The 21,563-nt window shown below is 61.5% G+C and carries 23 protein-coding genes and 1 tRNA gene; 8 read left to right on the top strand and 16 right to left on the bottom strand.

Annotation, left to right across the window (positions count from 1 at the left end; all coding sequences use genetic code 11):
* Nucleotides 1–71: 71 nt before the first annotated feature.
* From D5261_RS11390 to D5261_RS11360, 7 genes are all read right to left on the bottom strand, one after another.
* Nucleotides 72–1,811: a cation:proton antiporter domain-containing protein gene (locus D5261_RS11390; protein ID WP_119323627.1), complete on the bottom strand. Its 1,740-nt coding sequence runs from the start codon at nt 1,809–1,811 to the stop codon at nt 72–74.
* A gap of 272 nt (nt 1,812–2,083) precedes the next feature.
* Nucleotides 2,084–3,196: a M24 family metallopeptidase gene (locus D5261_RS11385; RefSeq protein WP_119323626.1), complete on the bottom strand. Its 1,113-nt coding sequence runs from the start codon at nt 3,194–3,196 to the stop codon at nt 2,084–2,086.
* A 36-nt stretch (nt 3,197–3,232) separates the two neighbouring features.
* Complete coding sequence (gene aroQ / locus D5261_RS11380) at nt 3,233–3,700, bottom strand: type II 3-dehydroquinate dehydratase (RefSeq protein ID WP_218025711.1); 468 nt, start codon at nt 3,698–3,700, stop codon at nt 3,233–3,235.
* A 7-nt stretch (nt 3,701–3,707) separates the two neighbouring features.
* On the bottom strand, nt 3,708–3,899 hold the full coding sequence (locus D5261_RS11375) for a Trm112 family protein (protein WP_119323625.1): 192 nt from the start codon (nt 3,897–3,899) through the stop codon (nt 3,708–3,710).
* 52 nt (nt 3,900–3,951) lie between these two features.
* Nucleotides 3,952–5,103, bottom strand: a complete 1,152-nt coding sequence (locus D5261_RS11370; protein ID WP_119323624.1) for a glycosyltransferase family 4 protein — start codon at nt 5,101–5,103, stop codon at nt 3,952–3,954.
* A 151-nt stretch (nt 5,104–5,254) separates the two neighbouring features.
* Entirely contained in the window at nt 5,255–6,265 is a 1,011-nt protein-coding gene (locus tag D5261_RS11365; protein WP_119323623.1) for a glycosyltransferase family 2 protein, read from the bottom strand.
* 51 nt (nt 6,266–6,316) lie between these two features.
* Entirely contained in the window at nt 6,317–6,550 is a 234-nt protein-coding gene (locus D5261_RS11360) for a helix-turn-helix domain-containing protein (protein WP_119323622.1), read from the bottom strand.
* Nucleotides 6,551–6,746: 196 nt separating this feature from the next.
* On the opposite strand from D5261_RS11360, the gene D5261_RS11355 reads away from it, so the two are divergent.
* Nucleotides 6,747–7,856 (top strand): lytic transglycosylase domain-containing protein, encoded by a 1,110-nt coding sequence (locus D5261_RS11355; RefSeq protein WP_119323621.1) that lies wholly within the window; start codon nt 6,747–6,749, stop codon nt 7,854–7,856.
* Between the two features lie 42 nt (nt 7,857–7,898).
* Nucleotides 7,899–8,306 (top strand): hypothetical protein, encoded by a 408-nt coding sequence (locus D5261_RS11350; RefSeq protein WP_119323620.1) that lies wholly within the window; start codon nt 7,899–7,901, stop codon nt 8,304–8,306.
* Nucleotides 8,307–8,355: 49 nt separating this feature from the next.
* On the opposite strand, the gene D5261_RS11345 is transcribed toward D5261_RS11350, so the two are convergent.
* The 3 genes from D5261_RS11345 to D5261_RS11335 form a co-directional block, all read right to left on the bottom strand.
* Nucleotides 8,356–8,919, bottom strand: coding sequence for a nuclear transport factor 2 family protein (locus tag D5261_RS11345; protein ID WP_165864487.1), 564 nt, complete (start codon nt 8,917–8,919; stop codon nt 8,356–8,358).
* An 85-nt stretch (nt 8,920–9,004) separates the two neighbouring features.
* A complete protein-coding gene (locus tag D5261_RS11340; protein ID WP_119323618.1) occupies nt 9,005–9,733 on the bottom strand; it encodes an SDR family oxidoreductase in 729 nt (242 codons plus the stop codon).
* The gene (locus D5261_RS11335; RefSeq protein WP_119323617.1) at nt 9,717–10,289 is read right to left on the bottom strand and encodes a 3'-5' exonuclease family protein; all 573 of its coding nucleotides are present in this window, start codon (nt 10,287–10,289) and stop codon (nt 9,717–9,719) included. Before D5261_RS11335 ends, D5261_RS11340 begins: the two co-directional genes overlap by 17 nt.
* Before the next feature lie 193 nt (nt 10,290–10,482).
* Here D5261_RS11335 and D5261_RS11330 point away from each other — a divergent pair, with 193 nt between their 5' ends.
* The 6 genes from D5261_RS11330 (at nt 10,483) to D5261_RS11305 (ending at nt 15,711) form a co-directional block, all read left to right on the top strand.
* Entirely contained in the window at nt 10,483–12,549 is a 2,067-nt protein-coding gene (locus tag D5261_RS11330) for a sialate O-acetylesterase (RefSeq protein ID WP_119323616.1), read from the top strand.
* A 134-nt stretch (nt 12,550–12,683) separates the two neighbouring features.
* Nucleotides 12,684–12,755 (top strand) — tRNA-Lys (locus D5261_RS11325).
* A gap of 136 nt (nt 12,756–12,891) precedes the next feature.
* The gene (locus tag D5261_RS11320) at nt 12,892–13,275 is read left to right on the top strand and encodes a hypothetical protein (RefSeq protein WP_119323615.1); all 384 of its coding nucleotides are present in this window, start codon (nt 12,892–12,894) and stop codon (nt 13,273–13,275) included.
* Between the two features lie 114 nt (nt 13,276–13,389).
* Nucleotides 13,390–13,623 (top strand): hypothetical protein, encoded by a 234-nt coding sequence (locus tag D5261_RS11315; protein WP_119323614.1) that lies wholly within the window; start codon nt 13,390–13,392, stop codon nt 13,621–13,623.
* A 167-nt stretch (nt 13,624–13,790) separates the two neighbouring features.
* On the top strand, nt 13,791–14,888 hold the full coding sequence (locus tag D5261_RS11310) for a glycoside hydrolase family 5 protein (protein WP_119323613.1): 1,098 nt from the start codon (nt 13,791–13,793) through the stop codon (nt 14,886–14,888).
* A gap of 79 nt (nt 14,889–14,967) precedes the next feature.
* Nucleotides 14,968–15,711 (top strand): class I SAM-dependent methyltransferase, encoded by a 744-nt coding sequence (locus tag D5261_RS11305; protein ID WP_119323612.1) that lies wholly within the window; start codon nt 14,968–14,970, stop codon nt 15,709–15,711.
* A 12-nt stretch (nt 15,712–15,723) separates the two neighbouring features.
* On the opposite strand, the gene D5261_RS11300 is transcribed toward D5261_RS11305, so the two are convergent.
* From D5261_RS11300 to D5261_RS11275, 6 genes are all read right to left on the bottom strand, one after another.
* Entirely contained in the window at nt 15,724–16,209 is a 486-nt protein-coding gene (locus D5261_RS11300; RefSeq protein WP_119323611.1) for a hypothetical protein, read from the bottom strand.
* A 16-nt stretch (nt 16,210–16,225) separates the two neighbouring features.
* Nucleotides 16,226–16,549 carry a hypothetical protein gene (locus tag D5261_RS11295; protein WP_119323610.1) on the bottom strand — a complete coding sequence of 108 codons (324 nt, stop codon included), beginning with the start codon at nt 16,547–16,549 and terminating at the stop codon, nt 16,226–16,228.
* A 102-nt stretch (nt 16,550–16,651) separates the two neighbouring features.
* On the bottom strand, nt 16,652–19,315 hold the full coding sequence (locus tag D5261_RS11290; RefSeq protein ID WP_119323651.1) for a glycoside hydrolase family 3 N-terminal domain-containing protein: 2,664 nt from the start codon (nt 19,313–19,315) through the stop codon (nt 16,652–16,654).
* A 169-nt stretch (nt 19,316–19,484) separates the two neighbouring features.
* A complete protein-coding gene (locus D5261_RS11285; protein ID WP_119323609.1) occupies nt 19,485–19,805 on the bottom strand; it encodes a hypothetical protein in 321 nt (106 codons plus the stop codon).
* Between the two features lie 97 nt (nt 19,806–19,902).
* On the bottom strand, nt 19,903–20,787 hold the full coding sequence (locus D5261_RS11280; protein ID WP_119323608.1) for a DUF1573 domain-containing protein: 885 nt from the start codon (nt 20,785–20,787) through the stop codon (nt 19,903–19,905).
* Between the two features lie 108 nt (nt 20,788–20,895).
* On the bottom strand, nt 20,896–21,465 hold the full coding sequence (locus D5261_RS11275) for a lysozyme family protein (protein ID WP_119323607.1): 570 nt from the start codon (nt 21,463–21,465) through the stop codon (nt 20,896–20,898).
* Between the last annotated feature and the right edge of the window lie 98 nt (nt 21,466–21,563).

Raw genomic sequence — 21,563 nt, 5'->3', positions numbered from 1 at the left:
TGCATTATATCTTGTTATCCGATATATATCAAGAGCAAAAAGCCCCACATCGGCAAGAGGTGGGGCAAGTTCTACGCGGCCTTCGCGGCCACGGGCAGGCCGGCGGCCTGCCAGGCGTCCCAGCCGTCGCGCAGGGCGTAGGCGTGGGTCCAGCCGGCGCGGCGCATCTCGCCGGCCGTGTAGACGCTGGTTTTGTCATCCGGGCAGGCGCAGAAGAGGATCACCCAGGCGTCCTTGGGAATCCCCGCCTTGGCGGACAGCTCGGCGGCGTGGTGGTAGTCCATGCGCAGAGCGCCGCCCGCCAGCAGATCGCTGTCGTTGTACGTGCGCTCGCTGCGGACGTCCAGAACGACGACGTTTTCGCCGGCCTCCTGCAAGCGCTGCATCTCGGCGACGGTAATTCGATCCCCCGCCGGCGCCGGCGCCCTGGGGGTCTGAGCGGCGGGCAGGATCCGGTCAAGACTTTCGCCGGACGCGATTGTCCGGTCGCCATGGTGGCCGCCGTCGCGGGCGGCGTTCGCCTTCTTCGGCGGAACGGCGACCGCCGTGGCCAGCACGAAATCCTGGGCAGGCGGCGCGGCGGCCGCGACCTCCGCCGCCGAGGGGGCGTCATGCGCCGCCTGCGATTTGGGACGCACCAGCATCAGCGAGCCGCCGTGCAGAATGACGGACATCACGACTACGAGGCAGCAGATCGAGAAGAGATGATCGCCGCCGGGAACGCCCGCGAAGACCGGCAGCAGCACGAGCAGCAATGTGCTGAGACCGCGCGGGCCGAACCATGAGATCAGCGTGTGGGCCTTTTTGCCAAGCTTCGTGCCCGCCAAAGCAACCGCAAACGCCACCGGACGCGAAAGCAATGTCAGCAGCGCGAAGGCCAGCGCCGCCCAGGACAGCATGGCGAACCCGGACCAGATCAGCGAGCTTCCCAGCAGGACAAAGGTAAAGAGCAAGGCCAGCTCGGCGGTCGTCTCGCCATACTCCAGAAAGCAGTCGCAGAGCTCCACGTCTAAGGCGGCAATGGTCAGCCCCGCCGCGAACACGGCGAGAAATCCGCTGCCATGCACCGTTTCGGCGGCGGCAAAGGCCGCGAAGGCGACGCCCAGCGAGTAAAGGCTCTCATAATCGCGCCGAATGCCCACGCGGCGGCGGACCAGATCGAGCACCGCGACGCCGACCAGTCCCACGGCAATGCCCGCCACCGGTCCGAGCAAAAATAAATTCAGGCCCATGTGGATCCACTGGGTCACATTGGGCAGCGGCCCGGCGCTTAGAAACGGCATCGCGACCAGGACGATGGGCAGCAGGACGACATCATTGAGGCCGCTTTCCAGCCGCAGCGCCTGACGCGCCGCGCTGGGGATGTCCGGCCGGCGCAGCAGGCCGCGCAGCAGCACGGGATCGGTCGAGGCCAGCGCCGCGCCCAGCAGCACGGAGGCCGCCGGCGAAAGGTTCAGCAATCCCCACGCCGCCAGGCCGATCAAGGTCGCCGAAAGCAGCGTCCCCGGCCCCAGCACGCGCAGCGCCAGCCCCGTTTGCCGCTGGACTTCGGGGACATTGAGAGACACGGCGTCCGTAAAGAGCACGAGCGCCAGACTGAGCGTCGCCACCACGCGCAAAATGGGCGAGTCCAGGTGGACATTCAGAAGGTGCAGGCCCGCCGGGCCAAGCACGGCGCCCAATCCCAGAAAAACCGCGACCTGCGGGACGTTGCTGCGCTCGATAAACCCCGACATCAGCGCCGCGACGACAATCACGACGCCAACGAGCGCGAGGATGGATGCAAATGAGTCGGCGCTTAATACGGCCATAGAGGGCGCCCTCCGGAACGCGAGCGGAAAGTGAGAACGGAAAACGGAACGTCGATGTTCCTATAAAACAGCGGGGAGGGAAAACGGTTCCCTGCCATACAGCACAGGCAAAAGAAGCCTGGCGAATGAATTCGCGGCTATAAAAACGGCCGTCCGCCTCCGCGGACTTCTGAACCCGCGCAGGCGGGTAACCGTACTTTTAGCCGCGAATTCATTCGCCAGGCTCCAATGACTGGTCTCGGATTCGCAGTGAGGCTTCGGCTGTACTGGGCCTATCCCCCCAAGGCCTCAAACCCATTCGGCAGGCTCGTCAGCGTCTCGCAGCCGTCTTCGGTCACCAGCACGTCTTCTTCGATGCGCAGGCCGCCCCACCCTTCCAGGTAGATCCCGGGTTCGACGGTCATGATCATGCCGGGGCGCAGGATAAAGTCCGCGCCGCGTGTGGAGAAGCCGGGGCCGTCGTGGACTTTGCGGCCGAGACTGTGGCCGAGGCTGTGGGCGAAGGCTTCGCCGTAGCCGCGCGAGGCGATGTGCTCGCGGGCGACGGCGTCGATCTCCTGGCCGTTCTTGCCCGGCGCGATAGCGGCGATGGCGAGGCGCTGAGCCTCCAGAACGGTCTCGTAGACTTCGTGGTGCTTGGGGGTGGCGTCGGCGTCGGAGCCGATGAAGACGGTGCGGGTGATGTCGGAGCAGTAACTGTCGACTTCCGCGCCCCAGTCGATGGTGATGAAGTCGCCGATCTCAAAGACGCGGGCGTTGGGGCTGTGATGCGGGTGGGCGCTCTGCGGGCCGCTAGCGACGATCGTTTCAAAGGCGGTCTGCTGGGCGCCGCCCTTGCGCATCGCGAAGTCCAGCTCGGCGGCGTACTCGCGTTCGCTCACGCCGGGACGCAGGAGATGTTTGACGGAGAGAAAGGCCGTCTGCGCGACCTCAATCGCCCGGCGAGTCTTCGCGATTTCGCCGGCGTCCTTGGTCAGGCGCAGCTCTTCCACCAGCCCCGAGGCGGCGATCAGCGCCACGCCTTCCGGCAGGTCTTTGCCAAAACGCTCCCACTGAGCCACCGTCATATGGTCGGCTTCAAAACCGACCTTTCGGAGCAAGGGGCGTGACGTCAGCGCTTCCTGCAAGGCGCCGGGATAGCCGCCGCTGCCGGCCGCGATGACCGGCGTGAACTTCGGGGCTTCTTCACGCACGCGGATCGCATAGCGGCCGTCGGTGATCACGATCGCTTCGTCCTGGGAAACCAGAACGTAGGCCGCCGACCCGGTGAATCCGGTCAGGTAGCCGATGTTGGTCATGTCGATCAGCAGAAGCGCATCCAGCTCCCGCGCGGCGATGGCCATGCGCAGGGAGTCCAGACGGTCGGCGAGGGCGTCTTGCGTCATAACACTCACGATGACTTTCCTTTGGAGGGCTGGCTCCTAGCGATGGCTTTCTTCCACGAGACGCTTGGCGGCGGTCAGCGCGAGCAGATAGGAGTTGGTGCCGAACCCGACGATCTGTCCGGTGGAGACCGGCGAGATGACGGAGTTGCGCCGAAACTCCTCGCGGGCGTGGACATTGGTCAGGTGGACTTCGATGGTCGGCAGGCGCGAATCGCCGATGGCGTCCCGGATCGCGTAGGAGTAGTGCGTGTAGGCGCCGGGATTGATGACGATGGCGTCGGCCCAGGACATCGCTTCCTGAACGAAATCGATGATGGCGCCTTCGGAATTCGACTGCTGGATGGTGATTTCCAGGCCGAGGCTCTTCGCATGCGCCTCGATCTTCTGGTTGACGCTGTCGAAATTGTCTTTGCCGTAGATATCGGGATCGCGGATGCCGAGCATATTCAAATTCGGGCCATGGATGACGGCGATCTTGATCGGGCCGGAGCGGGTCAGTTGCACGGTATCCTCACTGGTGGTTCACGTCGGTCTGTTCAGGCTGGAGCGCTTCGTCGGGAAGCAAAATCGGGATGCCGTCGTGGATCGGGTACACACGATGGCATTCGTCGCACACTAGGGTCTCGCCTTCCAGGCGCAGCGGCGGACGGTCGTCGCAGGCAGGGCAGGCAAGTATTTCCAATAATTTCGGGTCTAAAACCATTTGTTCTTCTCTGCGGCCGATCACTTCAGCCGTATCTCTTCATTCTTAACTCTTATTTCGCGGATTGCGGAGCGGCCTCACGGTAAACCGCCAGCGTCTGCTCGGCGGTCCGGCGCCAGGAAAATTCATGGGCGCGCTCCAGCGCGCGTTCGGCCCAGCGGGCGCGGACCAGGGGATCGGACAGCAGCTTCTCCAGCGCTGTCGCCCAGGCGTCGGAGTCCTTGGCGGCCAGCAGCAGCCCGGCGTCGCCGACGACTTCGGGCAGCGACGAGATCCGCGAGCACAGCACCGGACACCCGCACGCCATCGCCTCCAGCGGCGGCAGTCCGAAGCCTTCGTACAGCGAGGGATAGCAAAACACATCCGCGCCGCCATACAGTGTCGGCAGGTCCTCATCCGGAACATATCCCGTGAAGACAACCTGGGCGGCGACTTCGGGCGGCAGAGCCGCCAGCGCCGTGTCCAGATCCTCGTTCTTCCAGCCCCGCTTCCCGACCACGACCAGCAGATGCGGGATCGCCTGCGGCCCCAGCTTGGCGAGCGCAAAGGCGTCGAGCAGCATCGGCAGATTCTTGCGCGGCTGCAATACGCCGACGCTCAGGATATAGGGCTTGCCCTGCAAACCGTACTTGTCGTTCAACGCCGCCCGCGCGAATTCCTGCCCGCCGGCCGGCGGCGCAAAGCGTGAATCCGCCGCGAGCAGGGTCGTCACGACTTTATTCGGCTCGATATGCAGCTTATACGTGCGCAGGATATCGCGCCGCGTGCTCTCGGAGACGGCAATCACCTTCGCCGCCCGCCGCATGGAGCCCGGCACGAAACGGTTCAGGATCCAGCGGTCTTTCGGCAGAAAGTGTTCCGGGAATAGCGCGAACGTGATATCGTGGACCGTCGTGACCACCGGACACGGCGCGCCGAGCAGCGGCGTATTGTACTGCGTATGCGCCACATCGATCCGGTCGGCCTTCAGGGCCTTCGGGAACGCCAGCGACATCCACGCCGCGTCATGCTCGGGTTTGGGGAGGATCCGCCAGGTAAAGTTCGGCCCGGTCGGCGGCGGATCGCCGTCCACGGGCAGGCGCGAGTAAACGAAGTACTCATTCTCGCGGTCGATTTCGGCGAGCGCGCCGATCAGACCACGCCAATAAGTGCGGTCCCCGGTATAGCGCCCGGAAAGCGTGCGTGCGTCGAGGGCGATTCTCATGCGATGGCCCTCACCCCCCGGCCCCCTCTCCCAATTCTGGGAGAGGGGGAGCCAGAGGGATTCTTTATTTGAATCAAAGATCCAATTCTTAACCCTCTCCCAGACCTTTGGGAGAGGGTGGCGCGGAGCGCCGGGTGAGGGCCGCGCATTCTCATTCCCCCGCGTCCCCCACGGGTTTCATGCGCACGGTGTCGATCCAGACTTTGCGAAACAATCGCGCTTGGTCGCGCGCGGAGGGTTTCACCAGGGCGATGGCGTGCCAGGCGACGGAGCGCATGGTGGCGCCGAGGATACACATAGCTTTGATGGCGAGTCCGCGCAGGCGTCCTTCATAACGGGTGAAGTAGTAGTAACGACTGCGGTTGTAGGAGACGATCATGCGGGCGCGGCTGCGCCAGTTGCCGCTGCTGGCGCCCAGCAGATGGCGGATGCGCGCTTCGGGGATAAACCAGATCGGCCAGCCGGCGCGGCGCAGGCGGATGCAGAAGTCCGTGTCCTCGAAGTACATGAAGAAGGCGGGATCGAAGCCGCCGATCTGGGTGTAGGCTTCGCGGCGGACAAAGAGACACGCGCCGCAGACCTGTTCGACTTCGCGGCGTGTGCCGTAGTCCCAATCCGTCATTAAGTAATTGCCGGTGACGGTGTTTTTGGGGAAGAGCTTGTCCAAATAGGTTTGCTCCCACCAGACGGCCTTGAGGCTGGGGTCGCGGGCGCAGGAGGCTTGAGTGCTGCCATCGACAAGGATGAGCTGCGCGCCGACGCCGCCGACTTTGGGGTTGGCGTCCATGAAGTCGCGCATTGTCTGGAGCGCGCCTGGCAGGACTTCGGTGTCGGAGTTTAAGATAAAGGCGTAACGGCCGCGCGCGTTTTCCTGGCCGGCGTTGTTCGCGCGCCCGTAACCGATGTTGCCGCCGGTCTCGACCACGCGCACCCAGGGGAATTCGCGGCGGACCATCGCGACGCTGTCGTCGGTGGAGCTGTTGTCGGCGACCACGACTTCCATGGTCACTTCGCCCTCGTCGCGGCGGTCCTGCAAGGTCTGCAAGCAATCGCGCAGCGGACCGGAAGTGTTGTAGGAAACAATGGAGATCGTGACGTCGCACACGGACGGATCGGAACTTTGAGAAGAAGAACTGAAGGGAGATGATGACAGCGTCGTCATAACGAGAAAGTTACCATGCGAATGGGAAGCCGCGCCGGGGACGGCGAAGCGCTATTCGTCATCCTCATCGTCCGCGACATCCGCATCGACTTCAAGGTCCGCCGCGCGGGCGGGCTCAAGCAGCTTGAGCAGCTCGGTGCGAGGGATCAATACTTTGCGCTTTCCGGCGATTCGGAAGGCATTGAGCTTCCCCTGACGGATGTAAGAGCGAATACTGGACTGACTCAATTGCAGGTATTGGGCCGCCTGCTCCACGGTCAACAACTCACGGGATTCGGAATCCATCCGGATATATTCTCTCTCCTGAAGGTGATGAAGAAGCGTCCTGGTTCGTTTCCAGTATAACCTAATTAACAGCCATTGTCAACAAACGCTGAAAACAAACACAATCGATTCTTATTCCCTCATTTCCTTGACATCAAACACCGACTATGATAAGATACACCGTTAAGTGGAATCCGTTTTTTGGCGAGGAAACTCCATGTTCATTCGACCTACATTGATCGCCGCCTGCGTTTTCCTGGCGGCTGGCGCGACGGTTCCAGCCATCGCCGCGCCGCAGGCGCCGTCCGCCACGTACTTGCAGGCGCGCGGCGCATTGCGGCAGACTCCGCTGCCGGCGCGCATGCTCGCGGACATTCAGCAGCATCCGACGGATTACGCCGGCAAGGCTCTGGAGGCGACCGGCACGGTCTCCGGCCAGGTCGTCTCCGACGGCCAGCGGACCGTCCTGCTCAATATCGGCGACGACACGATTTCGGTGACGCTTCCTCCGGCGCTGCAAAAGGCCGACTGGATCGACTCCGGACGCGTCCTGCGCGTCCTGCTATCCGTGGAGGCTCCCGGTCCTCAGATCACGTCCAACGGCCTGCGCTTGATCTCGGCCGCGCCCGAGGAAGATATCTCCCAGTCCGAGCGCGCGGCCATCGCCGGCTGGACGCGGCGCGTGAGCAGCACCTCGCGTTCCGTTTCCTACGAGCGCAACACGGCGACCGATCCCGTCGCCGGCGTCGGCGCGCCCGCCGCGCGCTACTACGCCACGCCGATCGTCCCGCGCATCGAAGGACATCCGATCGCCGCGCTGACCGACCGCGCGCTCGCGATTTACGGACCGTACCGCGCCGCGATCCGCAGCCATAACCCGCGCCTCTCCGATACGGACCTGGACAAGATCGCCACCAGCATTCTGTTTTACAGCGACTTGAACCAGATCGACCCGCGCCTGATCATGGCGATGGTCATCGCCGAATCGGGCTTCAATATCTACTCCACGTCGCGCACCGGCGCTCAGGGCCTCGGCCAGCTGATGCCGTCCACCGCGCGCGGCATGGGCGTCACCAACGCTTACGACCCGATCCAGAACATCCAGGCCGCCGTGCGCATCCTGCGCGGTCACCTCGATCAGTACGGCGGCGCGCCGCCCAACGCGGGCATCATTCCGCTCAAGCAGCTCCGCCTGACCATGGCCGCCTACAACGCCGGTCCGGGCGCGGTGCGCAAATACCACGGCGTTCCGCCCTACCGCGAAACGCAGCGATACGTCGCGCGCGTCGGAACGCTCTACCAGCAGATGTGCGGCATGGACCGCTAGGCCGGCATACCCGGACCTTTTCCCAAAGATAGCAATCGATCCATGATGGTCTGCATACACGCCGCCGTCGGAGCCGCCATCGGCGGCTCCGTCCGGCGTCCTCTCCCCGCGCTTCTCAGCGGCGTCGCCTCACACCTAATCTGCGATCTCTTCCCACACCGGGACTACGACATCAAGATCGAAGCCCCGCTCGCCGCGCTGATGTTCGGCTATCTCGCCAAGCGCTACGGCGTCCAGTCGCCCCAGTTCCTCGGCGCCGTCGGCGCGGTGCTCCCCGACGCCGAAAACGCCCTCGCCGTCCTGGGCGTCATCCCGCGCGACGCCATGATCTTCCCCACCCACTGCGAAGGCAAATCCTGGTTCGCCGGCCACGGCGCCAAACTCGAAAGCCCCGCCTCCCAAATCGCCCTCGCCGCCATCGCGCTCGCCCTCGCCAACCGTGAAACGTGACGGATTTTTGTAACCACCGCCGTTTTCACTTTTTCCGACTTGGGCAGGCTTAATACAGCTGCGTTGTGCTTTTCTGCAGCCACCCTTGCGGACCACGCACCCACACATCCCGGTAAACTCCTTCGATCTTATGGAATTCCGTGGATCGCGCTTGATCTCCTCGAACGCCTTGCGCATTGACGTGCAGCCGGCCGGTTTCGATCACAACGGCGACACCATCCTTGACTGCAAATTTTTCGATGGTGACCGTTCGCGTCACTATATCCGACACATCGACACCATCATCACTTTTTATCTCCGCAATCAGCTGCGTCTCATATTGATAAAGGAAGCTCAGCAGGTTATACATCGCTTTAATGCACGCTGCCTTGTCGCGCACGGCTCCATTCACGCCATATTGGACGAAATCCGGCGTGGTGTAGCTAAAGATCCGGTTGCAATCCCGAGAGACATAGCCAAAGTTCTGATAGTCGTAAGCGGCCTTGATATACTTGTAGTTTGGATCCGTCGATTGCTTACTCGCAGCGGCATGAGGATGCGCTTTGGCGAAGGCGTGCTGCGGCGCCGCGAAGGCGAGGAGCAGGATTGCGGGAATGAGAGTTTTGGGGCGCAAAAAGGTTACCTTCGCTTTCAAATGTTTGCTTGCTTTTCGCGCCTATATTCGAGATTTCCGGGGCGACTCCTGCCGATTGCGAATTCTATTTCGCCCACGGCGCGCGCTGTGGCTGGAGCAGGATCTCCGTGGGGCAGACGCGGGACGGAGAACGCAGGACGTAACGCGCGGCTTCGGCGATGTCTTCGGGCTGGATCATCTTGGCGTGGTCCGCGCCGATATCGTGGGTGATCGATGTCTCGACGAGCCCGGGACAGATCGCGCAGACTTTGACGCCGCGCTCGCGGACGTCTTTAAAGACGGAGCCGGCGAAGCCGACGACACCGTGCTTGGAGGCGACGTACGCCGCGTTCATGCCGAAGGCGACGCGGCCCGCCATGGAGGCGATGAAGAGCACAGCGGCGCCGTCTTCGGCCGCCAGGAGGTGCGGGAGGGCGAGGCGAGTGACGCGCATGGACGCTTTGAGATTGAGGTCCACCAAATGATCCCAATCGTCGGGATCCGCTGTGTCCGCCGCGCCCCAGTGAAACGAGCCGGCGTTGCTGACTAAAACGTTCAAACCGCGGAACTCGCGGACGCAGGTCTCAACTACGCGCCCAAGCTGCGCGGGATCCGTGATGTCCGCCGGCAGCGCCAGGGCGCGCACGCCGTGGGCTTCGCACTCGTGCGCCGTTTGCGAGAGTTCGTCCGCGCCGCGCGCCGTGAGCGCGACATCGTACCCTTCCTCGGCGAGCATGATCGCAATGGCGCGGCCGATTCCGCGCCCGGCGCCGGTGACGAGCGCCGCGCGGCGTTTGTTATTTGTCGCCGTCATTCCCGCCTCCGCGATGCTCCTTCAGCATATTGCAGAACAAAGCGCCTTGCTCGATCGCATCGTCCAGCGCGCGGTGCGTGTGCGGGATGGGATCGAACCAGCGCTTGGGCATGCGGCGTTTGGTCGAGTCGCGATAATCCGTCCCCAGCATCGCCATGGCGTAGGTCTTGATGTCCAGCGCGGAATGCGAGAACGGGCTTTCGCCGGCGAAGCGAATCAAGTACCAATAAACAAAGAGAAAGTCGAAGGCGGCGGGGTACGCGACAAAAACCGGGCGGCCCGGCAGCGCTTTGAGCCACGCGAGATAGCGCGCCATCGCCGATTCCGGGGCTTCCACATTTTCACGGCACGCCGCCCACGCCTCGGGCTGCGTTTCCCACCAGGCCATCGTCTTGGGATCGCCCTGAGCGGCGGGCAGTGTTTCCAGGTTGGCTTCGAACGTACTCAGCAGAGTCTTATCGGCGAGGTAAGCCGCCGATCCGAAACTGAGCATCGAGTTCGGGCCGGGGATCGGACCATCTGTCTCGACATCGGTGCTGACATAAATCTCCGTCATGGATGGCTGCTCCTTCGGTTGGGAAAATGCGATTTCGGACTGCGCCCGTCCGGCCGATTTATACCTGATTTGCCCCTGGTGAATCTACCAGGACCAGAGTTCCGTCGTCCCAGCAGGAAACCACGCGGCGCGTGTCGTATTGCGTGCTTATCCAGCAACAATTTCCACGATGACACAACGACGAGGTATATCCATGAAAGTCTCCCCGAGAGGCGTCGGCCTGCTCGTTCTCGCAGCTCTTCCTCTGACCGGCGCCATGGCGCAGACGCCGGACGCCAAGCCGCTGCTATCGCCGGTGTTCACCGATCACCTGGTCCTGCAGCGCGACCGCCAGGATCCCGTGTGGGGCTGGGCGGCGCCGGGAACGAAGGTGACGGTCACGATCAACGGCAAGAGCGCCAGCGCCACGGCGGGCGCGGACGGCAAATGGATCGCCAGGCTGCCGGCGCTAACGGCGGGCGGCCCCTATGACTTGACCGTGGCCGGTCCGACCACGACGACGCTGCACGATATTCTCGTCGGCGATGTGTGGATCTGCTCGGGACAGTCGAATATGGAGTTCGGCGTCGGCAACCTCGCCGCCTCCGCGACGGAGATCGCCGCCGCGAACTATCCCAATATCCGAATCTTCACCACCGCGAAGAAGACGGCGCTCACTCCGCAGGATTTGACGACGGGACATTGGGACGCCGTCACGCCCGAGACCATCGCCGGGCAGGGAACGTGGAGCGGCTTCAGCGCCGTCGGCTACTTCTTCGGCCGCGAGCTCAATCAGAAACTCAACATTCCGATCGGCCTGATCCAGACATCGTGGGGCGGAACGATCGCGGAATCGTGGACCAGCGAGAAATCTCTGGACAAACTGGCCGACTTCCACCCCGGCCTGGACGCCGTGCGCGTCAAGCGCAGCGCTGTCAACAACACCGTCAGCTACGCGCAGCAGTGGAAAGATTGGTATACCGCCAACGATCCGGGGACGAAGGCAAATTGGGGAGATCCCTCTCTGGACGCTTCGGACTGGAAGACGATGACGCTGCCGACGGCGTGGGAAAGCGCGGGCGTCCCGGAACTGGCCGCCTTCGACGGCCTTGTCTGGTTCCGTAAGGAGATCGATCTGCCGGCCGGCGCCGAGAACAACGATCTGACGCTGCGCCTTGGCAAAGTGGACGATAACGATATGACATGGGTCAACGGCGTTCCAGTGGGCGCAACCGAAGGGTGGGATCAGAGCCGGGTTTACACGATCCCGAAATCGGCCCTGCGCGCCGGCAAGAACGTCATCACCGTCCGCGTGCTGGATACCGGCGGCGGCGGCGGCATTTACGACGGGACCAACGCACTGCGTCTGGAAATCCCCGGCGGCGATCCGGTCTCGCTCGCCGGGCCATGGCAATACAAAATCGCGGCGCCGCTCGCGCAGACGAAGCCCGTTCCGCAGAACATCGGCGACGGCAATCCAAACGTCGTCACGGTCCTGTACAACGGCATGGTCCAGCCGCTCGTCCCCTACGGCGTCAAGGGCGCCATCTGGTATCAGGGCGAATCGAACGCCGACCGCGCCTATCAATACCGTGCGCTGCTGCCGACAATGATCGGCGACTGGCGCAAGCAGTGGGGCGAAGGCGACTTCCCCTTCTACATCGTGCAACTCGCCAACTGGACCCCCGTGCTCGATCAGCCCGGCGACAGCAATTGGGCTGAGCTGCGCGAGGCGCAGACAATGACGTCGAAGAACGTGAAGAACTCCGGCGAAGCGCTTGCGATCGACATCGGCGACGGCCCCGACATCCATCCCAAGGACAAACAGGATGTCGGCCGCCGCCTTGCCCTGACCGCGCTCGCCAAGACGTACGGGCAGAAGGTCGAATACAGCGGCCCCGAGTACAAGTCGTACAAAGTCGAAGGATCCAAAGTCCGCGTGAGCTTCGACCATCTCGGCGGCGGCCTGACCGTCAGCACCGTCACCCCGCTCAGCGACTACCTCACCCGCACCGGCGCATTCACTCCCACGGTCGATCCCAGCCCCACCGCCGCCGTCAAAGGCTTCGCGGTCGCCGGCGACGATCATAAGTGGTACTGGGCCGACGCCGTAATCGATGGCGATACGATCGTCCTTTCCTCCCCCAGCGTCGCCAGCCCCGTTGCGGTCCGCTACGCCTGGGCGAACAACCCGGTCACCAATCTCTACAACAAAGCCGGCCTCCCAGCCGTCCCCTTCCGCACCGACGACTGGCCCGGCGTCACCGTCAAAAACAAATAGCCCATGAGGGGCTTCGGCAATACGCCGAAGCCCCTTTTTCGGATTTTCGCCACAAAGGAAGCTGCCAAAGGGTTGATTTGCCCACCGACAGCGGGTATAATTCCCCCGCACGCCACCCCACGGCGTATGCATTTGGGTCGGTAGCTCAGCGGTAGAGCACATCACTTTTAATGATGGGGTCCTGGGTTCGAGACCCAGCCGACCCACTTCTTTCAGAGGGCTAACAACCATTTCCCATCTGAAAGAGACCCCATCCCGCATCCCAAGCACCCACCGTCTTTTATTCCGCCAATAGCCGTTTGGCGCAAAACCGCGTCCAGCACGAAATACAAGGGGCTCGTCATGAAAACGATTGTTCTCTCCACCGCAATTATCCTCGCCGCCGGCGCCGCGTTCGCCAGCGGTCATGCATCCGACGTCTACCACGCTCCCGGCAGCTCCAATCAGACATCGTCCACTCTGTACAAATTCCCGAGCGCCACGAGTCCTTACGGTCAAAAACCGACAAAATCGACGCACACCTCCACGCTCAAGCCCCTCTCCTCCGGCGCCAGCGTCAACAACCACAGCGCCGCCCACGCAAACAGCAGCGTGAAGCACGGCAAGACCGGCCCCGCGACCAACGATATCACCTGGACAAACGGCCCGGCGCCGGCAACCTGGAGTAACAACGGCAATCGCCCCGCAGGTGCGGGAAACTGGCGACCGAAGACAAAGACGCACTGAGCAACCAGCATCATCTAAGTCCGGTACAAAGGCGATGAGCCGCCTCTCAAAAACGTCTCATCGCCGGATGCGGTTCGTCAACTCATCCCTTCCCCGCAAACACCATTTCCCACCATGAAGCTGACATTATGGCTGCGCTTTCCGCCCAGCGAAGAGATCGTTAAGATTGAAGGCATGGTGGTGAGCACCGCCCACATGCGCAGCATCACGCAGTCGCTCGCCCTCAGCGTTGAGACCGGCAAAGCTCAAATCATCCATCTCACGGGCCTTCGAAACGGTGAGCTTTCGGAATTGATTGTCCGCAGCAGCGACGTCTTACTGGCGGAGACGATCCCGGACTCGAAATAGTCGCGTTGCAACAGCACCTTTTATCCGCATATTATTGATATATATCAAATGTATATCAATCTATTGACATATCTTCTTTCATCTGATATGATAGTCGTCAGAGGGGGAATCACGCAAATCAGAAATTGGTTCTTTAGATACAATCGCAATACAAAACAAGGATATTCATGAAACGAAATCACTCGAACATCGGCGTTCTGCGCAAGCTGCGGACTCACGGCTGCGCATCCCTCGCGATCTTATTGGGAGCGGCTGGGGCGAGTATGGCCGCGCCTTCCAATTTGACGGTCTCCGGCAATCATCTGGTCAACAGCAGCGGGCAGAGCGTGCGCCTGAAAGGCGTCGACATTATGGGATATGAGTACTCGCCCACGGGCGATCATGTCTCCACATCGGTGACGCCGGCGCTGAATTGGGGCGCGAAACTGGTGCGTCTCCCGATCAATCAGGATTACTGGATGGGATACGGGTCGAACGCCGGCGCATATCGGGCCGCCATCGACAGCGTCGTCAACACCGTGTCTGGATGGGGACGCTATGTGGTCGTCGATCTACATTGGAGCGATGCAGGCCAGTGGGGCAAGAACAACGGTCAGCACAATATGCCGGACGATAACACCAGCACGGCCTGGAACGATATCGCCAGCCATTACAAGAACAATCCGGCGGTGCTCTTCGGCGTTTACAATGAACCCCACGATATCAGCTGGTCGCTATGGCGCGACGGCGGCAGCGTGACGAACGATATGAACACGAGCGGGCAGCGCACCAATCTCAACTATCATACTCCCGGCGTCGAAAGCTTGATTTACACGATCCGAAATACCGGCGCGGGGAATGTCATCGTTGCCGGAGGCATCGGGTATGCCGGCACGCTCACCGGAGTCGTCAATTGGGGGCCGAGCGGCGATCGCCTGTGGGATCCTGGCCCGTACGCCAATCAGTCCAATCCCAATCAGAACATCATGTACGACATCCACATTTACCCATTCTCATCGACCAATTGGGACGGCAACGCGACCGTGGCGGCGAACGCCGGGCTCTGCGTCTATGTCGGCGAGTTCGGAGGCCGTCAAAGCGATGGCGTCGGCTGGGACAACTCCATGATCAGTTGGCTGAACAGTCATAATTATAATGCGACGGCGTGGTGCTTCTATGGCGGCGGCTCCTCATCCGATCCCAACAGCCTGAATTTGCTTGCCGATTGGAACTTCACGCCGACGTGGTGGCATGGAGCGCCCGTCAAAACATGGCTGGCGCAATAGCGTTCTCGCATTTTGGGTAGTAATGTCGAGAGAGGATTGGCGGCTCTTACAGCAGCCGCCAATTTCTTGAGGCAGTCCCATGAAACAGAACAAATACGACGATCCCGATTTCTTCGACAAGTATCGCCAGATGCCGCGCTCCGTCGGCGGCCTGGACGCCGCGCATGAGTGGGGCGCGTTTCGCGCCATGCTCCCCGATCTTCAAGGCCAACGCGTGCTGGACCTTGGCTGCGGCTTCGGCTGGCATTGCCGGTATGCTCGCCAGCAGGGGGCGGCGTCCGTCGTCGGCGTGGACATCTCCGAAAAGATGCTCGCCCGCGCCCGCGAGATGACCGAAGATCCCGCCATCCAATACATCCAGGCCGCGATTGAAGATATCGACTTCCCCGCCGAATCGTTTGATGTCGCGATCAGCTCCCTCGCGATTCACTATGTCGAACGGTTCGACCTCGTATGCCGCGCCGTCCGCCAATGCCTCACCGTAGGCGGCGCGTTCGTGCTGTCCGTCGAGCACCCGACCTTCACGGCAGTCGCCACCCAGAACTGGTCGCTCGGTCCGAGTGGCGAACGCCTCCACTGGCCGGTAGACGATTACCAGCAGGAAACCATACGCCATACCCAGTGGCTCGCCCCCGACGTCGTCAAATACCACCGAACATTCGCCACGTATCTCAATACGCTCATCGACGAAGGCTTCCAGATTTCGAGGCTCTCCGAAGCCCCGGTTACGGCGGAAGACATCGCCCAAAATCCTGGCCTGAAAGACGACCGCCGACGGCCCACATTTCTGCTGATCGCGGCGGTCAAGGACACATTGCCCTAACCGCGTTTGCGCCTAAAGCATAAAATCAATCTTTGCGAAACGACTTTGAACCGCTTCTAGCGCCGCGTCAACATCATCAGGAAGCCGATCCGTTAAGTATCGTCTCGCCATGGGAATGGTGGGAGTGTCCATTATGGGAGTGTAATATAGCAACTCGTGAAGCTCTCCACACTCTCGTCGCTTCACGGCAGCGCTCAACTCCATCATCATCCAGGTCGAGCTATCCCATCCGGCCGTAACGCCAACAATGAACATATCCGCTTGGCCAATTTCAATTTCCAATCTGGAAGCATCCAAGTCATCCCAGTTATACCAATCGGCCCAGCGTGGATCCTTGCCATCCAACGGATTACGGGGAGAATGCATAACGTGAAAGTCTTCACTCCGTAATCGATGGATGAGAAGCGCGACGTGTTCCTCATTAACTCTCTCGCTCGAGACGAATATCGTTCTTTCCCGCATATTCTGCTTTGCTGTAATTGAATACGAGGTAGTCATCGTCGCTCCATAAAATCTACTCTCCCAGTGGGCCTAAGAGCGGCTGAACGGTCAATACGTTGGTTTCGAAGCCATAGTAGCCGGTACTCGCGCAGACAGGACATCGCACTTCCCATTCGCGAGTAAAATTGATCATGCATTCCGGATTCGAACGCTGAGCCGCATCGCACTGGGCAATGTACTTCTTCCTTGCGCTTAAAGCCGCAGCGCGGCCATAGGCATTTTCACATACCGGGCAATGGAGGAGGCTGAGTTTCAATATTGACCGAATGATATCTACTTTCGCCGCTCCGGACAGCAGTGCCAATACGGCGATAAGAACTCCATAGAAAATCAACATTAGGTACGCTCCATCGAAAAGAAAGTCCCACCTTGTACGTTTGTAAAGATGGAAAAGGTTCGATGTTGCTTCAAAAGGAAAAGTTTGATATGCGACCGGGACCTATCTCATGGACGTGAGCGTCACGACGCCGACGTTCATTCCCTTCCAATTGTTGGGATCGTGTGCGCGGATCGCTAGGGAATAGACGCCTGCCGCCGGGAACGAAATGGGTCCCAGATCGATGTGCTTGTAGTCCATCCAGCCGGAGGTTTTTACCGGGCCGCTGCGGAGTGTTTTGCCGGCGGCGACGATGTCGAACGCCGTAGGCCAAGCTTGCGTGCTGTAGTCCAAGCCGACTCGATAATGGCCGGCGGAGGGGATGCGTATAACCCAGGAGACTCCGGCGGTCGGATTATCCCAATACCCAACAAATTCTCGTCCGACTTCCTCCGTCAAACGGATATTCGGACCGAACATCGTGGATTGGCGCGGCGCCAGCGTCAAGATCCCCCCTTGCCCCGGACTGATGGGCGTGCGGAGTGAGAACTGGGTTGTCTCGCCGCCGCGCGACGAGCCGCCGACGGTGACTGTGTAGTCGCCTGGCTCCACGGCCCATTTCCCCTGCATATTCCACACTTCGAGTTCGTAGTCCGTGAGATGGAACGTCACTTTGCGCGTCTCTCCGGGCTTCAATGTGATGCGGCGGAAGCCTTTCAGGGCGCGCTCCGGAGTTTCGACGCTGCTGGTGTTCGGTTTTAGGTAGAGCTGCACGACCTCGTCGCCGGCCCGGCCGCCGGTGTTCGTGACGTTGACCGAGACCGTGACATCCACGGCTTTGCCGGGCACCGAGGCGACAGCCGTCAGGCCCTGATATTGGAACGATGTGTAGCTCAGGCCATGTCCAAACGGAAAGAGCGAGCCTGTATCGCCATCAATGTAGGGATGTGTCTTCGAACGGTCATAGTTGTAGAAATCCGGCAGCGCGCCAATACTCCTTGGGAAGGAAATGGGCAGACGTCCCGCCGGATTATTGTCGCCGAACAGCGTTTCCGCGACGGCTTGCCCACCGCGTTCGCCGGGATACCACGCCTCCAGAATCGCCGGAACGTGCGCCGCCGCCCAGGGAAGCGCCAGCGGGCGCCCGTTTTGCAGCACCAGCACCGTGGGCGCGCCCACGGCCGCGACCGCTTCCAGCAGTTCTTCCTGACGTCCTGGAAGATCCAAACTGCTCCGGTCGAACCCCTCTCCCGAAATTCCCTGCCGCTCGCCCAGGCACAGAATCACCGCGTCCGCTCCGCGCGCCTTCGCAACGGCCGCGTCGATGCTGGCGCCGTCGTCGTAGACCACTTCGGTATTCGACGAAACCAGGCTTTTGACGCCGCTCAGCACCGTGACGACCGGAACGTTCTTCAGCGGCGGCGTGTAGTCGCCCGTCTGCCCCGTGTCGGCGTTGGGGCCGATCACCGCGATCTTTTTCAGCGTCTTCGCCAGGGGCAGCAAAGCATGCTCGTTCTTCAGCAGGCACAGGGATTGCCGGGACGATTGCAGGGTCGCGGCGAGGTTCGCCGGGCTTCGCATTGCCCTGGCGGACAGCGCGGTGTCCACGTAGGGACGGTCGAACAATCCCAGCGCAAACTTAACGCGCAGCACGCGTGAAACGGCCTGATCCAGAACTTTGGGCGACAGCGTCCCGGTGTGGACGCCGCTGATGATCGCGTTCTGGAACGTCGCATGGTCGAAATCGTAGAACTGCATGTCCAGCCCCGAAGTCAACGCCAGACGCACGGCGTCGCCAGGAGTCGCGGCGACATGATGGACATCGTAAAGATAACGGATCGCGCCCAGGTCCGCCAGCACGAATCCCTGAAATCCCCACTCTTTCCGCAAGACCGTCGTCAAGAGCCAGGAGTTCGCGGGACAGGGAACGCCGTCGATCTCATGATACGCGGCCATGACGGCCATCGCGTGCGACCGGCGGATCGCGGGCTCGAACGACCGCAGCATCGTCGTGCGGATTTCACGCTCTCCGGCGTGCACCGGGGCTGTGTTCAGCCCGCCTTCAGGCGAGCCGTGTCCGACAAAGTGCTTGGGCTCCGAGATGACGGTGTGGTCGGTATCGAGGGAATCCCCCTGCATGCCGCGCACATACGCCGCGCCCATCTCGCCGGTCAGATACGGGTCCTCGCCGAAATCCTCCTCCACACGGCCCCAGCGTGGCTCGCGCGCGACATCCAGCACCGGCCCCAGCAGCATGTCCACTCCCGAAGAACGAGCCTCGGCCGCGATGCCGCCCGCGGTCCGGCGCGCCAGATCCGGATTCCAGGTCGCCGCCAGATTGATGCTCTGTGGATACAGCGTTCCATCCTGATAAGAATTGGCGAAGCCGTGCAGTCCCTCTTCAATAAACAGCGCCGGGATCCCCAGACGGCTGCGCCCAATCACCCAGCGCTGGATTTCATTGTAAAGTGCGGCGTCCGGATACAGATCGTGGATACTCCCCACCCCGACCGCGCCCAGCGCCTTCGTCATTTTCTGGGGATCGGCGTGCGCGCCCGGCAGCGCATGGGTCTCGGAGATCTTATCGACAATATCCGTCCCAGGATACATATCGAGCTGGCGCGCTTTCTCCTCGACCGTCATGCGACCCAGCAGGTCTTGAATGCGCCGCTCGAGCGGCGCATTGCGCTGTTTGTAAAGAGGCGCGGCGGGGTTCTGCGCCGGCGATGCGGTCGCGCACAGCGAGACAGCCACGGACAAAAGCCACACAGCCGAAGTTTTTCTCATAAGGCCCTCATTCGACATTGAAATATTTCAACTCCGACCATTATACGACAAACGCCCCGAGAATGCAATCGGTTGCATTCTCGGGGCGTAAGCCTAAGGGCCAGGCGTCACTGACGCCTGGCCCTTCACACAAATTGCCCCTTCACGCAAAACGGAACGTGAGGGAGATCTATTCTCCGCGGATCAACTCCTGGCTGCCGCGCAGGCGATTGTTTTCAAAGCCATAGTACCCAAGCGCGCCGCAGGCCAGGCACTCCACTTCCCACTCGCGCACAAAGTTGATCCTGTATCCCGGACGCCCACGCTGGATCTCTTCGCACTGCGCGATGTGCCGCTCGCGCGCCTGCGCGGCGGTCCAGTAGCCATAGGCGACTCCACACGAGGGACACGGACATTCGCTCAGCTTGCGCACCGAACGCTTGACTTCTTTTTTCGCCGCCACGACCAGAACCAGCGCCCCGGCGCAGAGGATTGCGTAAACGACCCACATGACACACGCTCCACAGACAATCACCCGCCATCTTCTTATATGAGATAAGACGGGGGCATGTGGAAAATGCTTCAAAGCGCTCGGCCGGCGGCTCCATTTATCGGCGTTTTGCTTTTGGCGGCGGCCCGTGCGGGGCATCCGCGAGCACCACGCCGGAGACCAGGATGCTTGGGCCGGGCTGATGCGCGCCGCCGGCCATCGGCATGGCGATCACCTCGCTCAAAAAACCCTGCTTTGCGTTCTTGGAGAGCAGCACCCGGTACGTGCGAATCCGCTGCGCGCCGGCGACGGTCGCTTGGGCGGCGTCGCGAACGATCGTCACGGCGCCATGGATACTGTAAGGATCCGGCGGGTGGTCGCCGTACGCCGTGGTGTCCGCGCTCACGGTAAGCGTTCGCGCGAGGAGCTGCCCCGCATGCGCGGCGCCGAACTCCAGCATCCGAGGCGTGAAGACGGCGGTCGGGATCGTGCGCCCCACGACATGCAGGGTATATGCGGGTGAGGACTGCCCGCTGAAGTAAATCCAGATGATTTTGTTGATCTTACCGACATACAGCTGCTTCGAATCGATCGTCACATGGATTATCAGATCCTGGTTCGGGGCCAAAAAGCGCGGTCCGGCCGCCCCGCCGCCCAGGGACGCCGTCGTGCATTCACAGCCAGGTTCCGCCCGATCGATAATCAGCGTCGTCTTGCCGCCGTTATGGACGATGAAATCGTGCTGGATCGGCTCCGTGGACGGCATGCCAAAAACGCCGAAATCGTAAAAGGCCACATTTGGAACGTTGGGCTTTGTCTGCTCGCCTCGGACCGTGAGCGGGCCGGGGATCGACGGCGCGCCGCTGGCGTCGTCCACATCTTCGCCGGGCAGGCTCAATGTCGCCGCGACAGCGCCTGCGGGAACGCCCGTAAGATCGGCGGAAGCGCGGGAGCCAAACAAGAACAGCGAGAGAAAGGCGATGGATAAGAGAGAGCGTTTCATGGCGGATCGAATACCCAAAACATCACGAAGCAAAGAGCGTTGGACCCAAAAGGCGTTTCGTTCGTCGAACGGCGTGGTTCGACGGACGAAACGCCATGAGGCGCCAGACTAGATAGCCGGGACGCTCACCCAGTAGCGCACATCGTCATGCCAGGAGTTGTTATTGGAGATCTGCTGCTGGATCCAGTTGACCGCCTGGTAATATTCGTCGGTGTCCGCATTCCAGTTACCGATGCGGCCCTGCCCGCCGCGCTGGACTTCCCAGAAGGACGTCCAGCCAAAGTGGTTGATGCACTGGTTGCAGTAATTGACAGCGTTCCCATAGTTGTTGTTCGCGCTCGCGCCGTTGTTCCACTGCGCCGATCCCTGACCGGCGAATTGCGAGCAGGAGACCCGGTACATATACCAGTTGTTCTTCATGAATCCGAAGTTCGCGGAATCGCCGCTCTTGCCGTCGCCATAAGTGTAGTTAGAACTCATGGAGTCCGTTTCCAGCATTCCGATCGCAAGCTCCGTGGAGCTGGCGCCGGCGTTCAGCGCGCTGTTCTTAGCGTTGTGGTATCCGGAGATCGTATAGGAGCCGCAGCTCAAAGTGTTCCCATTGGAAGTCGGACAGGCGCCGGCGGGTACGGCAAGCGCGATGCCGGCTGCGGCGATAGCGACGAATTTCAAGTGCATTTTGTGTGTCCTTCTTTGTGACAGAGTGATTTCCGAACGTTGAGCGATCTATCTGTATTGCAATGAGAGAAATAGTCTCTTCAAGCGCCTCCTTTCTC

Origin of the sequence: Capsulimonas corticalis (genome assembly GCF_003574315.2) — a bacterium.
Classification (GTDB): Bacteria; Armatimonadota; Armatimonadia; order Armatimonadales; family Capsulimonadaceae; genus Capsulimonas; species Capsulimonas corticalis.
The sequence above is the reverse complement of the archived record's forward strand: the minus strand, read 5'-3'. Positions and strand labels throughout refer to the sequence as shown.